This is a genomic window from Streptomyces sp. MRC013 (genome assembly GCF_023614235.1).
GTDB lineage: Bacteria > Actinomycetota > Actinomycetes > Streptomycetales > Streptomycetaceae > Streptomyces.
Map to the genome: position 1 here is coordinate 3,208,390 of NZ_CP094264.1, position 15,648 is coordinate 3,224,037.

At 74.4% G+C, this 15,648-nt stretch carries 13 protein-coding genes, 1 tRNA gene and 1 pseudogene; 9 read left to right on the forward strand and 6 right to left on the reverse strand.

Annotated features, from left to right (window positions below; genetic code table 11):
* Positions 1 to 8: 8 nt before the first annotated feature.
* The 4 genes from LUW75_RS14765 to LUW75_RS14780 form a co-directional block, all read right to left on the reverse strand.
* On the reverse strand, positions 9 to 845 hold the full coding sequence (locus LUW75_RS14765) for an S-methyl-5'-thioadenosine phosphorylase (RefSeq protein WP_250336030.1): 837 nt from the start codon (positions 843 to 845) through the stop codon (positions 9 to 11).
* A gap of 140 nt (positions 846 to 985) precedes the next feature.
* A complete protein-coding gene (locus LUW75_RS14770; RefSeq protein ID WP_250336031.1) occupies positions 986 to 1,324 on the reverse strand; it encodes an FmdB family zinc ribbon protein in 339 nt (112 codons plus the stop codon).
* A gap of 68 nt (positions 1,325 to 1,392) precedes the next feature.
* A complete protein-coding gene (locus LUW75_RS14775; protein WP_250336032.1) occupies positions 1,393 to 2,673 on the reverse strand; it encodes an MFS transporter in 1,281 nt (426 codons plus the stop codon).
* Between the two features lie 267 nt (positions 2,674 to 2,940).
* Entirely contained in the window at positions 2,941 to 4,434 is a 1,494-nt protein-coding gene (locus LUW75_RS14780; protein ID WP_250337676.1) for a potassium/proton antiporter, read from the reverse strand.
* Between the two features lie 354 nt (positions 4,435 to 4,788).
* Here LUW75_RS14780 and LUW75_RS14785 point away from each other — a divergent pair, with 354 nt between their 5' ends.
* Positions 4,789 to 7,593, forward strand: coding sequence for a penicillin acylase family protein (locus LUW75_RS14785; protein WP_250336033.1), 2,805 nt, complete (start codon positions 4,789 to 4,791; stop codon positions 7,591 to 7,593).
* A gap of 13 nt (positions 7,594 to 7,606) precedes the next feature.
* Here LUW75_RS14785 and LUW75_RS14790 read toward each other — a convergent pair whose 3' ends face one another.
* Positions 7,607 to 8,200 (reverse strand): 5-formyltetrahydrofolate cyclo-ligase, encoded by a 594-nt coding sequence (locus LUW75_RS14790; RefSeq protein WP_250337677.1) that lies wholly within the window; start codon positions 8,198 to 8,200, stop codon positions 7,607 to 7,609.
* A gap of 140 nt (positions 8,201 to 8,340) precedes the next feature.
* Here LUW75_RS14790 and galU point away from each other — a divergent pair.
* The 7 genes and pseudogenes from galU to LUW75_RS14825 all read left to right on the forward strand — a co-directional run bounded on the left by galU (position 8,341) and on the right by LUW75_RS14825 (position 13,617).
* Positions 8,341 to 9,251: pseudogene (gene galU / locus LUW75_RS14795) on the forward strand (UTP--glucose-1-phosphate uridylyltransferase GalU).
* The gene (glp, locus tag LUW75_RS14800) at positions 9,248 to 10,564 is read left to right on the forward strand and encodes a molybdotransferase-like divisome protein Glp (RefSeq protein WP_349816419.1); all 1,317 of its coding nucleotides are present in this window, start codon (positions 9,248 to 9,250) and stop codon (positions 10,562 to 10,564) included. Before galU ends, glp begins: the two are co-directional and overlap by 4 nt.
* A gap of 92 nt (positions 10,565 to 10,656) precedes the next feature.
* Positions 10,657 to 11,136 (forward strand): cyclic pyranopterin monophosphate synthase MoaC, encoded by a 480-nt coding sequence (moaC, locus tag LUW75_RS14805; protein ID WP_250336035.1) that lies wholly within the window; start codon positions 10,657 to 10,659, stop codon positions 11,134 to 11,136.
* Positions 11,133 to 11,621, forward strand: coding sequence for a MogA/MoaB family molybdenum cofactor biosynthesis protein (locus LUW75_RS14810; protein WP_250336036.1), 489 nt, complete (start codon positions 11,133 to 11,135; stop codon positions 11,619 to 11,621). Before moaC ends, LUW75_RS14810 begins: the two co-directional genes overlap by 4 nt.
* Positions 11,618 to 12,241, forward strand: coding sequence for a GNAT family N-acetyltransferase (locus tag LUW75_RS14815; protein ID WP_250336037.1), 624 nt, complete (start codon positions 11,618 to 11,620; stop codon positions 12,239 to 12,241). The genes LUW75_RS14810 and LUW75_RS14815 overlap by 4 nt, the downstream gene beginning before the upstream one ends.
* Positions 12,242 to 12,381: 140 nt before the next feature.
* Positions 12,382 to 13,458, forward strand: a complete 1,077-nt coding sequence (sepX, locus tag LUW75_RS14820) for a divisome protein SepX/GlpR (protein WP_250336038.1) — start codon at positions 12,382 to 12,384, stop codon at positions 13,456 to 13,458.
* A gap of 85 nt (positions 13,459 to 13,543) precedes the next feature.
* Positions 13,544 to 13,617, forward strand: a tRNA-Ala gene (locus tag LUW75_RS14825).
* A gap of 702 nt (positions 13,618 to 14,319) precedes the next feature.
* Here LUW75_RS14825 and LUW75_RS14830 read toward each other — a convergent pair.
* Positions 14,320 to 14,730: a DUF6463 family protein gene (locus LUW75_RS14830; RefSeq protein WP_250336039.1), complete on the reverse strand. Its 411-nt coding sequence runs from the start codon at positions 14,728 to 14,730 to the stop codon at positions 14,320 to 14,322.
* Positions 14,731 to 14,966: 236 nt separating this feature from the next.
* Here LUW75_RS14830 and LUW75_RS14835 point away from each other — a divergent pair, with 236 nt between their 5' ends.
* Complete coding sequence (locus tag LUW75_RS14835; RefSeq protein ID WP_250336040.1) at positions 14,967 to 15,554, forward strand: TetR/AcrR family transcriptional regulator; 588 nt, start codon at positions 14,967 to 14,969, stop codon at positions 15,552 to 15,554.
* Positions 15,555 to 15,648 lie beyond the last annotated feature (94 nt).

Genomic DNA, 15,648 nt, shown 5'->3' on the forward strand with positions numbered 1-15,648 from the left:
CGACGGTCCTACGGCAGCTCGATCCCCAGGTCCCACCCGTCGTGGGCGTGGGTGCACAGGCACGACCGGCTCTCGGTCGCCGGCAGCGCCCCCACCGCGTCGAACAGCACCGCCCGCAGCCGCTCGACGTTCTCCCCGAACACCCGCAGCACCTCCGTGTGCGACACGCCCTCACCCGTCTCGGCGCCCGCGTCCAGGTCCGTGACCAGGGCCAGCGACGTGTAGCAGAGGCCCAGCTCGCGGGCGAGGAGCGCCTCGGGGTGGCCGGTCATCCCGACCACGGACCAGCCCATCGCGGCGTGCCAGCGCGACTCGGCGCGGGTGGAGAAGCGCGGCCCCTCGATCACCACCATCGTGCCGCCGTCCACGGCCTCCCACTCCCGCCCCCGCGCGGCCCGCAGCGCCGCCTTCCGCCCGTCCGGGCAGTACGGGTCGGCGAACGTGGTGTGGACGACGTTCGGCACCGTGCCGTCGGGCAGCGGCTCCCCGTCGAAGAAGGTCTGGACGCGCGACTTCGTGCGGTCCACCAGCTGGTCGGGCACGAGGAGCGTGCCCGGCCCGTACTCGGTGCGCAACCCGCCCACGGCGCACGGCCCCAGGACCTGGCGGACGCCGAGCGAGCGCAGCGCCCACAGGTTGGCGCGGTAGTTGATGCGGTGGGGCGGCAGCCGGTGGGCGCGACCGTGCCGGGGCAGGAAGGCCACCCGGCGTCCGGCCACCTCCCCGACGAACAGGGAGTCGCTGGGCTTGCCGTAGGGAGTGGTGACCTCGACCTCGGTGACGTCCTCCAGGAAGGAGTAGAAGCCCGAACCGCCGATCACGCCGATCTCTGCATGCTTCGCCATGGGCCTCACCCTAGACGCGGCCCGCCCGGCCCCCGGGCGCGCCCCTTCCCGCGCCTGCGCCCGCGCGTACGCGCCCGGCGGGCGCGTCGAAGGGCCCCGCCGTACGGGACGTTCGGGGCCCGGAGCGCGTCGGCGGTCCGTCAGGCGGCGGAGCCGGTTCCGCCGCCGGTGCTCGACGCCGCGGGCTTCGCGTCCGAGGACGACGACCCCGAGGACGACGAACCCGAAGACGAGGACGAACCCGAGGAGGACGACGAGTCCGGCGAGGAGGACTTGGAGGCGGGGGAGCTGCTCGAGGAGGCGCCGCGGCTGTCGTTGCGGTAGAAGCCGGAGCCCTTGAAGACGATGCCGACCGCCGAGAACACCTTCTTCAGGCGTCCCTGGCAGCTCGGGCACTCGGTCAGGGCGTCATCGGTGAACTTCTGCACCGCCTCGAGGCCCTCGCCGCACTCGGTGCACTGGTACTGGTAGGTCGGCACTTGTCTTCCTCCTGGCACTCTCACTCGATGAGTGCTAACGACGAACAATAGTGACGCATTCCGCCGCGTCAGTCCACCGCCGCCGGCACGCGGTGACCCATCCCACGCCCGGTGGTCCGGCTCCCCGGCGCCGGCGGCGCCAGCCGCGACCGGAACGCCACCAGGGTGACCAGCGCCAGCGCCGTACCGCCCAGCGGCACCAGGAACCCGGCGGCCGGGCCGTACGCGTCCGCCAGGCGCCCGGCGGCCGTCACGGCCGCGGCCTGGCCCAGCGCGACGGCGCCGGTCAGCCAGGTGAGCGCCTCGGTGCGCGCGGAGGCCGGTACCAGGGACTCGACGAGTGTGTACCCGCCGATCAGCGCGGGCGCGATGCACACCCCGGTCACCAGGCCGAGCGCGCCCAGCAGCGGGACCGTCTGCGCGGCCCACAGCAGCGAGGCGGTCGCGGTCAGCGCCGCGTATCCGGCCATCAGGCGGCGCCGCGGCCCGCACTTCCAGGCGATCGCGCCGACGGCCACGCCGGCCAGCATGTTGCCCGCGGCGAAGAGGCCGTACAGCAGGCCGTTGGCGCCGGGCTCGCCGATCTGCTCGGTGAACGCGGTCAGCGAGACCTGCATGCCGCCGAAGACGGAGCCGATCCCGAGGAACGCCGCCCCCAGTACGCGCACGCCCGGCACGGACAGCACCGACGCGCGGGGCCGCCCCGCTGCGCCGCGGTGCGGCCCGTGGGCGGGCTGGGTGCGCTTCCGGGCGGCGAACAGCAGGCCGCCGACGAGCGTCAGGGACGCCTCGGCGACCAGGCCGGCCGCCGGGTGGACGCCGGTGCACAGCGCGGTCGCCAGGACGGGGCCGACGACGAAGGTGAACTCGTCCGTCACGGACTCGAACGCCGCCGCCGTCGACGTCAGCGGCGAGCCCTCCAGCCGGGCCGCCCACCGGGCCCGCACCATGGGGCCGATCTGGGGGACGGAGGCCCCGCTCGGCACCGCCGCCGCGAGCAGCGCCCACAGGGGCGCGCCGGCCAGGGCGAGGGTCGTGAGCAGGGAGACCGAGGCGGTGTGCGCCAGGACGCCGGGGACCAGTACGGCGCGCTGCCCGAAGCGGTCCGCGAGCCTGCCGCTCCACGGGGCGGCCAGCGCCATGGAAACGCCGGTCACCGCCGCCACGGCGCCCGCGCTGCCGTACGAGCCCGTGGTGTGTTCGACCAGCAGGACGATGCCGATGGTGAGCATCGCGAACGGCTGCCGCGCCGCGAAACCGGGCAGCAGGAACGCCCAGACGCCGGGGGTGCGCAGGAGCCGGCCGTAACCGGGGCGCTTCGCGGCGCCGGAGGTGACCGTGGATGCCACGGCCCGTGCCTTTCTGCTGCCTGGTAGCGCTCGCCGGGATGCCGGGAACCGCCGAGGGCTGTCCTCTTGCGCGGAAGCGCGGTGGATACCGGAACCCGCGGGACCCGGCCGCCATACGGTCGCGCCAGCCCTGCGTCAGGCAGAGTTGGATCGATCAATGTGCCTTCATGATACAGGCGGGGGTCGCACGACACCTGCGGAAGGTGCCGTGCGTCACCTGATCGCCTGTGAAAGGACGGGCACGTCCGGCCCCGGCCGCAGGGGCCGTCAGCCGCCCGTCCCCAGCCAGTCCGCCAGCTTGCCGCCCCGGCCGACGGCCCGCAGCCGCCGCTCCGCCGCGTCCCGCACCGGATCCGTCGCCACGACCAGCAGCTCGTCGCCGCGCCGCAGCACCGTCGTCGGCGACGGTACGAAGCTCGCACCGTCCCGGACGACGAGGGTGACCGCCGCGCCGGGCGGCAGCCGCAGCTCCGCGACCTCCACGCCGTGCATCCTCGACCGCTCCGGGACCGACAGGGACAGCAGGTGTCCGCGGAGCCGCTCCAGGGGCGCCGACTCGATCCCCAGGTCCGTGGCGGCCCCCTCCCCGCCGCCCAGCCGCAGCGTCCTCGCCAGCCACGGCAGCGTCGGCCCCTGCACCAGCGTGTAGACGACGACCAGGACGAAGACGATGTTGAAGACCTTCCGGCTGCCCTCGATCCCCGAGACCATGGGGATCGTCGCCAGGATGATCGGCACCGCGCCGCGCAGCCCGGCCCACGACATCAGGGCCTGCTCCTGCCACGGGACGCGGAACGGCGTCAGGCTCAGCAGGACCGACACGGGCCGCGCCACGGCCGTCAGGACCAGGCCGATCACCACCGCCGGCCAGAAGTCCCCCGGCAGTTCGTGCGGGGTCACCAGCAGGCCGAGCAGGACGAACATCCCGATCTGGGCGATCCACCCGAGTCCCTCGGCGAAGCCGCGGTTGGCCGGCTGGTGCGGCAGCCCGGCGTTGCCGAGCACCATGGACGCCAGGTACACCGCGAGGAAGCCGCTGCCGTGCGCGAGGGCGCCCGCCGCGTACGCGGCGACGGCGATGGCCATCACGGCGATCGGGTACAACCCGGAGGCCGGCAGGGCGACGCGCCTCAGGCCGTACGCGCCGAGGAGGCCGACCGCCAGGCCGAGACCGGCGCCGATGGCGAGTTCCAGCACGATCGTGCCGATCAGGACGTACCAGCTGTCCACCGGGCCGGTCGTCGAGAAGGCGACCACCAGGATCACCACCGGCGCGTCGTTGAACCCAGACTCGGCCTCCAGGGTGCCGGTCACCCGCGACGGCAGGGGCACCCTGCGCAGCACGGAGAAGACGGCCGCGGCGTCGGTGGAGGAGACGACGGCGCCGATGAGCAGCGCCTGGCGCCACTCCAGGCCGACGAGGTAGTGCGCGGCGGCGGCCGTGACGCCCACGCTCACCGCGACGCCGACGGTCGCCAGGGCGCTCGCGGCGGGCAGCGCGGGCCTCACCTCCTTCCACTTGGTGCCCAGGCCGCCCTCGGCGAGGATCACGACGAGCGCGCCGTACCCGATGACCTGGGTGAGCTCGGCGTCGTCGAAGGCGATGTTGCCGATGCCGTCCTGGCCCATGACGACGCCGATGCCGAGGTACAGCAGGAGGCTGGGAAGGCCGCTGCGCGAGGACAGGCGCACCGCGACGACGGCGACGAGCAGCACGAGCGAGCCGACGAGCAGGAGTTCGTTGAGCTGGTGGACAGTCAGGGGCCGAACCTTCCCGGGAGAGTGCGTGGGCGGACCTCTTCAGTTGTGCGCGGACGCCGGCGCCCCGCCCTCCCGTCCGGCGACGTGCGCGCGGGGCGCCGTCCCCGCCGCCCGGGCGGCCTCCCGCGGGGGCCGGAGCCGGCGGGGGCGGGGCATGCCGGGCATGTCCGGTCGTATCGGGGGTGCGTGGCGGCCGGTACTTCGTTACCTTACCTAATCTTTAACGTTTCCCTGACGCCGGTGCCGCCGCCTGCCCGGGAGCTCCTTACCGGCACCGCGTCCGGGCCGGCCGGGCGCTGCGCCTATGGTTGCTCCCAGCACTCCCGGACCCAGCCTGCGCCTCGAAGGACAGCGATGCCCGCCAACACCACCGTCTCTTCGCCCAAGAAGAAGGGGCGACGTGCCCGCCTGCTCGTGATCGCCCTGGTGCTGGCGCTCGTCGCGGGCGTCGGCTACGGCGCCTACTGGAGCGTCAGCACCGTGCGCGCTCCCTTCCCGCAGACCACCGGCACGCTCCGGCTCGACGGCCTCTCCGGGCCGGTCGACGTCAAGCGCGACGGCCACGGCGTCCCGCAGGTCTACGCCTCCACGGACGAGGACCTGTTCCGCGCCCAGGGGTACGTCCAGGCGCAGGACCGCTTCTGGGAGATGGATGTCCGCCGCCACACGACCGCCGGCCGCCTCTCCGAGATGCTCGGCAAGGACATGGTCGACACGGACGCGTTCCTCCGCACGCTCGGCTGGCACCGGGTGGCGCAGGAGGAGTACGACAAGGTCCTCTCCGAGGAGACGAAGCGGAACCTCCGGGCCTACGCGGAGGGCGTCAACGCCTACCTGAAGGGCAGGGCGCCCCGCGACGTCTCCGTCGAGTACTCCGCGCTCGCCTTCTCGCACGGCTACGAGATCGAGCCCTGGACCCCGGTCGACTCCATCGCCTGGCTGAAGGCCATGGCCTGGGACCTGCGCGGCAACATGCAGGACGAGATCGACCGCTCGCTGATGACCAGCCGGCTCACCCCCCGGCAGATCAGGGACCTGTACCCGGACTACCCGTACGAGACGCACCGCCCGATCGTCGAGGGCTTCAAGGCGCCCGGCGCCGGCGAGGACGGCGAGGACGGCGAGGACGCGGCCGGCGGGGGCGAGGGCGGCGGCCTGCGGAACGGCGCCGGGGACCCCGGCACCGGCCGGGGCGGCCGGGAGAGCGGGACCGGCCGGAACCCCGGCACCGCCGGGGACCCCGGAACCGGCCTCCAGTCCCAGCTCGCGGCCCTCTCCGAGGCCCTCGACTCGGTGCCCGCCCTGCTCGGCCCGAACGGCGACGGCATCGGCTCCAACTCCTGGGTCGTCTCCGGCAGGCACACGACGACCGGCAAGCCGCTCCTCGCCAACGACCCGCACCTCGCCCCGCAGCTGCCCTCCGTCTGGTACCAGATGGGCCTGCACTGCCGCGCCGTCTCCGACAAGTGCCGCTACGACGTCGCCGGCTACACCTTCGCCGGGATGCCGGGCGTCGTCATCGGCCACAACCAGGACATCGCCTGGGGCTTCACCAACCTCGGCGCCGACGTCACCGACCTGTACCTGCAGAAGGTCACCGACCGCGGCTACCTGCGCGGCACCAAGGAGGTCCCGTTCGAGACCCGCGAGGAGGTCATCAGGGTCGCCGGCGGGAGCAGCCGGACCATCACCGTCCGCACCACCAACAACGGCCCGCTGATCTCCGACCGCAGCGGCGAGCTGGAGAAGGTCGGCCAGAAGGCCCCCGTCACCAACTCCGCGCCCGACCGCGCCGACGGCTACGCGGTCTCCCTGCGCTGGACCGCCCTCGACCCCGGCAAGTCCATGGACGCCGTGTTCAAGCTGAACCGCGCCCGCGACTTCAAGGAGTTCCGCGCCGCGGCCCGCGACTTCGAGGTCCCCTCGCAGAACCTGGTCTACGCCGACGCCAAGGGCGCCGAGGGCAACATCGGCTACCAGGCCCCCGGCAAGATCCCGGTCCGCGCCGAGGGCCACGACGGCACGCTCCCGGCGCCCGGCTGGGACCCCGCGTACGACTGGGAGAAGACGTACGTCCCGTTCGACGAGCTGCCCTACGAGGAGAACCCCGAGCGCGGCTACATCGTCACCGCCAACCAGGCCGTCGTGGGCGAGGACTACCCGCACCACCTCACCGCCGACTGGGGCTACGGCTCCCGCAGCCAGCGCATCAACGACCTCATCGAGGCGAAGACCAAGGACGGCGGCAAGATCTCGACCGACGACATGCGCACCATGCAGACGGACAACGGCAGCGAGATCGCCAAGCTGCTCACGCCGCTCCTGCTGAAGGTCGACGTCTCCGACCCGCACGTCCGGGAGGCGCAGCGGCTGCTGGAGGGCTGGGACTACACCCAGGAGGCCGACTCCCCGGCCGCCGCGTACTTCAACGCGGTCTGGCGCAACGTCCTGAAGCTGGCGTTCGGCGACAAGCTCCCCAAGGAGCTGCGCGTCGAGGGCGAGTGCCTCAACGTCCCGTCCGTCGACCCCACCGTCCCGGACGACCAGCGCGGCCGGCTCGTCCGCGAGTGCGGCCGGCGCGCCGCGGACAAGGCCCAGCCGGACGGCGGCGACCGCTGGTACGAGGTGGTCCGCCCGCTCCTGGAGGACGAGGACAACGCCTGGTGGCACACGTCCGGCAACCGCCTCGACGCCCCCACCAAGACCCGCGACCAGCTGCTCGCCCGCGCCATGGAGGGCGCCCGCTGGGAGCTGACCGCGCAGCTCGGCAAGGACGTCTCCACCTGGAGCTGGGGCCGTCTGCACCAGCTGAACCTGCGCAACCAGACGCTGGGCACGGGTGGCCCGGGCATCGTGCGGTACCTGCTCAACCGCGGCCCGTGGAACCTCTCCGGCGGCGAGGCGGCCGTCAACGCCACCGGCTGGAACGCGGCCGGCGGCTACGGCGTCGTCTGGGTGCCGTCCATGCGGATGGTCGTCACCGTCGGCGACTGGGACAGGTCCCGCTGGATCAACCTCACCGGCGCCTCCGGCCACGCCTACCACCCGCACTACACGGACCAGACCGACAAGTGGGCCAGGGGCGAGCTGCTGGACTGGCCGTTCAGCGACGGGGCGGTCGACGCGGCCAAGGTCGACCACCTCGTCCTGAAGCCCTGACCCCGGGGCCGGATCAGCCCGTGCGGGGTGCGGAGAAGCGCCGCACCCCGCCGGGGGTCACCACCGCGTGCACGGGGTGGTCGTGCGGCTCCTCCGGGACCCGGGCGACCACCTCGTGCGCGTAGAGGAGCACCACGAGCGCCGGATCGGCCCCCGCGCGCGCGAGGCGGGCCAGCACCCGGTCGTACGAACCGCCGCCCCGGCCCAGCCGCATGCCCCGCGCGTCCACCGCCAGCCCCGGCAGCAGCACCGCGTCCGCCTCCGCGACCGCGTCCGGCCCGAGCCGGGGCCCCGACGGTTCCAGCAGGCCCAGCCGCGCCCCGGCGAGGCCCCCGGCGCCCTCGTAGACCGCCCAGTCCAGGTCGTTGTCGGCCATCAGGACCGGCAGCAGCACCCGCACGCCCCGCGCGCGCAGCGCGTCGATCAGCGTCCGCGTGCCGGGCTCCCGTCCCACGGAGACGTACGCGGCGACCGTGCCGGCCCCCGCCAGCTCGGGCAGCTCCAGCGCCGAGGCGGCGAGGGCCCCGCCGGCCCGCCGGACGTCCTCGGTGGTCAGCAGGGCGCGGGCGGCGAGCAGCCGGCTCCGCAACCCCGCCTTGTCCGGCACCCGCTCACCGCGGTCCGGACCGCCCGCCCCCGCCACGTCCTCCGCCACGACACACCCCGACCTCTCGTACATCCTTATATGGGGAGGAAGTTAACCAAAGGCTAATCTTCCCCCCATATCGAACGGATAGGGTGCTGGTCATGACTCAGTCGCACCCCGGTATCAGCAAGGCTGTCATCCCCGCCGCGGGGCTCGGCACCCGGTTCCTGCCCGCCACGAAGGCCACCCCGAAGGAGATGCTGCCGGTCGTCGACAAGCCCGCCATCCAGTACGTGGTCGAGGAGGCGGTGGGCGCCGGGCTGCACGACGTGCTGATGGTCACCGGCCGGAACAAGCGGCCCCTGGAGGACCACTTCGACCGGAACTACGAACTGGAGGAGGCCCTCTACCGCAAGGGCGACCGCGAGCGGCTGGAGAGCGTCAGGGAGTCGAACGAGCTGGCCACCATGCACTACGTCCGCCAGGGCGACCCGCGCGGCCTCGGCCACGCCGTCCTGTGCGCCGCCCCGCACGTCGGCGACCAGCCGTTCGCCGTCCTTCTCGGCGACGACCTGATCGACCCGCGCGACCCCCTGCTGTCCCGCATGGTGGAGGTCAGGGAGCGGCTGGGCGGCAGCGTCGTGGCGCTCATGGAGGTCGACCCGGCCCAGATCCACCTCTACGGCTGCGCCGCCGTCGAGCCCGCCGGCGAGTCCGACGTGGTCAGGGTCACCGATCTCGTGGAGAAGCCGGAACCCGCCGAGGCCCCCAGCAACTACGCCGTCATCGGCCGGTACGTCCTGGACCCGGCCGTCTTCGGGATACTGCGCGAGACGGAGCCCGGCCGGGGCGGCGAGATCCAGTTGACCGACGCCCTCCACAAGCTCGCCACCGACAGGGGGCCGGCGGCCCCGTCCACGGCGTCGTCTTCAAGGGCCGCCGCTACGACACCGGCGACCGCGGCGACTACCTGCGGGCGATTGTCAGAATCGCCTGCGAACGTGAGGATCTGGGACCGGAGTTCCGATCCTGGCTCCGCCGCTACGTCACCGAGGAGATGCAGACCCTGTGAGCCCGGCAAGCGCGGAGAGAACCCTCTGGACGGTGGACGAGCACCTCGAGGACGTCCTCGCGGCCCTCCGTCCGCTGGACCCCATCGAGCTGCGGCTGCCCGACGCCCAGGGCTGCGTGCTGGTCGAGGACGTCACGGTGCCCGTCGCCCTGCCGCCCTTCGACAACAGCTCCATGGACGGCTACGCGGTGCGCGTCGCCGACGTCGCCGGGGCGAGCGAGGAGTTCCCCGCCGTGCTCACCGTCGTCGGGGACGTGGCGGCCGGCGGCGAGGGCCTGCCCGGGGTCGGCCCCGGCCAGGCCGCGCGGATCATGACCGGCGCGCCCCTCCCGCCCGGCGCCGAGGCGGTCGTCCCCGTCGAGTGGACCGACGGCGGCACGGGCGGCGGCGCCGCCACGGGCATGCGCCCGGCCGGCGCCGACCCGGAGGGCGCGAGCGGCGAGGTCCGCGTCCACCGCCCCGTCGGGCCCCGCGCCCACGTCCGCGCCCGCGGCAGCGACGTGGCCGCCGGCGATCTCGCCCTGGCGGCGGGCACGGTCCTCGGGCCGCCCCAGATCGGCCTCCTCGCCGCCATCGGCCGCGGCACGGTCCGTGTCCGCCCCCGCCCCCGCGTGGTCGTCCTCTCCACGGGCAGCGAACTCGTCCAGCCGGGCCGCGAGCTGGGCCCCGGCCAGATCTACGACTCCAACGGCTTCGCCCTGGCCGCCGCCGCCCGCGACGCCGGCGCCATCGCCTACCGGGTCGGCGCCGTCACGGACGACGCGGACGCGCTCCGCGCCACCATCGAGGACCAACTGGTCCGCGCGGACCTCCTGGTGACCACCGGCGGCGTCAGCGTCGGCGCGTATGACGTGGTCAAGGAGGCCCTGTCCGCGGTGTCCGACGCCGACGAGCCGGGCGTCGGCGTCGAGTTCCGCACGCTCGCCATGCAGCCCGGCAAGCCCCAGGGCTTCGGCTCCGTCGGCCCCGAGCACACGCCGCTGCTCGCCCTGCCGGGCAACCCGGTCTCCTCGTACGTCTCCTTCGAGCTGTTCGCGCGGCCCGCGATCCGCGCCCTCATGGGGCTGCGGGACCTCCACCGCCCGCGGGCGCGCGCCGTGCTGTGCGCCGCCGGGCCGCTCCCGTCACCCGCGGGGAAGCGCCAGTTCCTCCGCGGGACGTACGACGCCCGGACGGGTACCGTCGCTCCTGTGGGCGGTGCCGGATCGCACCTGGTCGCCGCGCTCGCCCAGGCCGACGCGCTCATCGTCGTGCCGGAGGGCGCCACGCTCGTGGAGCCCGGGGCCGAGGTGGAGGTCGTCCTCGTCGGCTGAGCCGGCGGGCGCCGCGGGGCGGCCGTGGCGGTACGGTGGCTGCCGCCGTGCCGGACAGGACGACCGGCGCCAGGAACACGAGGCGGAGTGAGTTGAGTACGCAAGGCAGGCTGACCCACATCGACGAGGCGGGGGCGGCCCGCATGGTGGACGTCTCGGAGAAGGACGTCACCGTCCGCACCGCGCGCGCCGGCGGCCGGGTCCTGGTGTCGCCGCGGGTGGTGGAGCTGCTGCGCGGCGAGGGCCTCCCCAAGGGGGACGCCCTCGCCACGGCCCGGATCGCCGGGATCATGGGCGCCAAGCGCACGCCCGACCTCGTCCCGCTCTGCCACCCACTCGCCGTCTCGGGTGTGGAGGTCGGCCTGGAGGTCGCCGACGACGCGGTCGAGATCACCGCGACCGTGCGGACCACGGACCGCACGGGCGTCGAGATGGAGGCCCTCACGGCCGTGACCGTGGCCGCCCTCACCGTCGTCGACATGGTCAAGGCGGTCGACAAGACCGCCGTCATCACCGACGTGCGGGTGGAGGAGAAGACGGGCGGCAGGTCCGGGGACTGGAGCCGGCCGTGACGTACCGCGCGCTGGTGGTCACCGCCTCGAACCGGGCCGCGGCCGGCGTGTACGAGGACCGCGGCGGCCCCCTCCTCGCCGAGGGGCTGGCGACGCTCGGCTTCGCCGTCGACGGCCCGCGGGTCGTCCCGGACGGCGACCCCGTCGAGGCCGCCCTGCGCGCGGGGGTGGACGCCGGGTACGACGTGATCCTCACCACCGGCGGCACCGGCGTCTCGCCCACCGACGCCACCCCCGAGGCCACCCGCCGCGTCATCGACCGCGAGGTGCCCGGCATCCCGGAGGCCATCCGCGCGCACGGCCGCGGGAAGGTGCCCACGGCGGCCCTCTCCCGGGGCCTCGCCGGCGTCGCGGGCCGCACCCTGATCGTCAACCTGCCCGGCTCCACCGGCGGCGTACGCGACGGCCTCGCCGTCCTGGGGCCGCTCCTGGCCCACGCGGTGGACCAGCTGCGCGGCGGCGACCATCCGGGTCCGGCCTCGTGAACCCCGCCTGGCCCGCGACGCTGACCGACGGCGACGTGGTGCTGCGCCCGATCAGGGCCCGCGACCACAGGGAGTGGCGCGAGGTCAACGCGCGCAACCGCGACTGGCTGCGCCCCTGGGAGGCCACCGTCCCGCCACCCGTGCCGGGGACGCCCCCCTTCCAGCGCCCCACCTACCGGCAGATGGTCCGCCACCTGCGCGGAGAGGCCAACGCCGGCCGGATGCTGCCGTTCGTGATCGAGTACCGGGGCCGGCTCGTCGGGCAGATCACCGTCGCCGGGATCACCTGGGGCTCGATGTGCTCCGGGCACGTCGGCTACTGGGTCGACCAGGACGTCGCGGGCCGCGGCGTCATGCCCACGGCGGTCGCGCTCGCCGTCGACCACTGCTTCGGGGCGGTCGGGCTGCACCGGATCGAGGTGTGCATTCGCCCCGAGAACGGGCCGAGCCGCCGCGTCGTGGAGAAATTGGGATTCCGCGAGGAGGGCCTGCGCCCGCGGTACCTCCACATCGACGGCGCCTGGCGCGACCACCTCGTCTTCGCGCTGACCGCGGAGGAGGTCCCCGAAGGGCTGCTGCGGCGCTGGCACAGGTCGCGGCGGGAACACCGCATGAAATAATTCATTTGTTCGAATTAATGGCCCGCACGGGCGCAATCGATCTGACCAATCACAAAAATGGCAGTGATATCAGCCAGATCGTGCGACACACCGGCCCAATTGGCCGATGCCCCCGCGCCGACACCTCTACCGTGTGGGACGTGAGCAGCAGCGGCCTCATCTACGCAGTCATCGTCGGAGCCTGGGCCGCCTATCTGGTGCCGATGTGGCTCCGCAGGCAGGACGAGCTGAACGAAGCGCGCCCCACCGAACGCTTCAGCACCGCCATCCGGCTCCTGTCCGGAAGAGCGGGGATGGAGCGCCGGTACGCCAGGGAACTGCGCGCCCGCGGCGCCGACGAGGAGGGGCGGGCACCCGACGTGGACCCGGACGCCGAGACCGAGCAGATCGACTCGGCCGACGTCCGGGCCTTCGCCGCGCCCCCGTGCCACACGGAGGCGCGCCTGGAACTCCCCGGGGCCCCCGCGACGCGCGGGGCGGCCGCGGCCCCCGAGGCCCCGCCCCGCCCCGCCCCGTCGCGGGTGGCCGCCGAGCGGGCCCGCCGCTCCCGCGTGCTGGCCCGCCGCCGCCGCACGACGGTGCTCCTCTTCCTCGCCTTCACCGTGGGCGCGATCGTCGCGGCCGTGGGCGGTCTCGCGTTCCTGTGGGCGCCGGGTGCCCCGGCCGTCCTGCTCAGCGCGTACATCGTGTACCTGCGCCGCCAGGAGCGCCGCCGCTTCGTGTACGTGATGGACCGGCGCCGTGCCGAGGCCGCGGCCCAGCGCCTCCGTGAGAACCGCCCCCGCCGCGGCCGCCCGGCGGCGCCCGCCCTCCCGGACGGGGACCCCCCGGCACACCAGGAGCCGGCCGTGCCGCCGGTGTCCCCGGCTGAGGCGGACCGCCGTGCCCTCGTCGAGCAGACCGACCACGCCGAATGGGTCGACCAGCAGCGCGACCGAGGCCCGGCGCGGGGCGACAGCTGGGACCCCGTACCGGTCCCGCTCCCCACCTACGTCACCGCCCCGGTGGCCCCGCGCGCCACGGGCGGCGTGGACGTCACCGACCCGGAGACGTGGAGCGCCGCCCGCTCCTCCCCGGCGGAGCCCACTCCGCCCCCGCCCACCCGCAGAAACCCGAACCCCTCGGCCACGGCCCCGCGCCACCCCCGCGACCACGGCCGCACCCCGCTGTTCGACCAGTACGCCGACGACGACCGGCCCCGAGCGGCCAACGAGTGACCCCCGCGCCCCGCCCCGCGGTGCCCGGACCGGCAACGGATTTCCGAGCACCCCGACCGGGGTGCTAATGTTTCACACGTCGCAAGGGCCTGTGGCGCAGACTGGTAGCGCACCTCGTTCGCATCGAGGGGGTCAGGGGTTCAAATCCCCTCAGGTCCACGCACGGGCCGTTCGCGGGTTAGTCCGGGAACGGTTCGCGAGATCCCGATCAGACGGTCACCGTCGGGTCGGGATCTCGCCGTTTCAGGCGTGGTTGGTACGCAAGTCTGCCCACCTGCCCGCTGGGGCGACGCCCTCCGGGCGGCGGGTCGGGATCGGCGGTGGAGATGCGGGCGTGCCGCGGGGACCGCGGGCGTGGGGCCGTGCGCCCGCGGTCTCGTGGTTCGTCTGACGGTCGTGGACCGTCTTCCACGGGCCGAACCGTTCAGGCGGTCACGCCGCTGAACGGCGGTCCGCACCCCGTGCGGAATCCCGTCGACCGCCTGCCGGTGATCCCGCCACCGGTCGGACCCGTCCGCGAACGGCCCGCAGACGACGGCTCTTGAGCAGCCCTCGGGAATGTCACGGGATCCCGTCCAGCCGGAAGGCCGGGCGGGGTTCCGGCGTCTCGGGCCCCGCGCGGAGTGGTGTTCGAACGCGGGCGGGGCCTCGGGCGCTGGTCCGGCGGAGAGGCGCCGGCCGGGGGTCGGGGCGGCGGCCTGGGCCACGGTGTGTGCGGTGGCGGTCCGCCGCCGGTGGCCGCCGGTCCGGAGGCCGGCGAGGACGGCTCGGGCCGCTGCGCGGGGACGGCTGATCCGGGTCAAGGCGGGGGCAGGCCGCGGCCGGTGCGAGTCCGCCGGCCGGGCGCCGGCAGGCCCGTGCTCACGCTCGCGGGAGCCCCGCCCCGGGTGCGGGGTCGCCGCGGCGGGCGCGACGGGCTCCGGTCAGCAGCAGGACGCACGCGAGCATGAAGAGCGGCCAGGGCGTGAACGGGAGGACCACGGCGTCGACGACGGTCCATCCTCCCAGGGTCCAGGCGATGAAGGCCGGCGGGACGACGCCGCGGCGGTCCAGCCACAGCACCGTCGAGCCGACCAGGACGAGCGGCACGCCGAAGCTCGCCAGGCTCAGCCAGTACGCGCTGCCCGCCGGGCTCATGGCGGCGAAGTCCTCGCCCCACAACCCGCCGCTGAACCATGTCCCGGCGTGGCGCGCGGCTCCCTCCACCGTCAGCGCGCCGATCGTGTGCGCGATCCCGCAGAACGTGACGATCCAGCCGGCCCACCTGATCACCCGAGTTCTCCGTTCCTTGAGCGAAGCCGGTGGCGCGGCCTCGTCGCGGTCGTTCCCGCCGGCCGTCCCCGGCGGTCGCCCCCGCCCGGTGGGGGAGCGCTGACCTTCGGGGCCGCGGTTCCGATTCCCGGGTTTCGATACTACAGTTTCGGTACCGATGTTTCGATACCTCCGTTCCGTATCATGCGGGGATGAGAGTGGGAAAGCACCGAGGCGGACGGCCCCGGGACACGCGTGTGGACCACAGGATCCTGCAGACCACCCGTGAGCTGATCGACGAAGTCGGCTACCCGGCCCTGACCGTCGACCGGGTCGCGGCGCGCGCCGGGGTGGGCAAGGCGGCGATCTACCGCCGCTACGCCTCCAAGGCCGAGATGGCGTTCGTCGCCACCGTGCACGAGCAGCGGCTGCCCCTGCCGGCAGGCACCGGCTCCCTGCACGGGGACCTGCTGGCGCTGATCCGCGCGTTTCACGTCCGCATGGCCACCCCGGCGGCCCGGCAGCTGGCACCTGCCCTGATCGGCGAACTCGCCGGCAATCCCGAGCTGGGCACCCGGTTCCAGGACACCTTCCTCGCCGCCGAACGGGCCGCCTTCGCCGAAATCATCGAACAGGCCGTGGCCCGCGGCGAGCTGGCCGGGGCCGTCGACCCCGCGACGGCCCACCTGCTGCTGCTCGGCTCCCTGGCGTCCGCCCTGTACATCCTCAACCTGCCCGTCGACGACGCGATGGTCGCCGACCTCGCCACCGCCGCCGCGGCGGGAGTCACCGCCCTGGCCGACCGGCACCGGGGTGTTCCCGGCGGGGCCGCCGAACCGCGCTGACGGGGGCCTCGCCCCTGCCGGGCGGCGGCCCTCCGGAGGCGGCTCCCGCGCGCGGCGGGTGCCGGGTCTCCTTCGGTGGAAAGGCGGGAGCCCC

Coding starts and splice junctions, on each gene's coding strand:
- LUW75_RS14765 (WP_250336030.1), bottom strand. CDS start 845: ATGGCGAAGCATGCAGAGATCGGCGTGATCGGCGGTTCGGGCTTCTAC.
- LUW75_RS14785 (WP_250336033.1), top strand. CDS start 4,789: ATGCCCGCCAACACCACCGTCTCTTCGCCCAAGAAGAAGGGGCGACGT.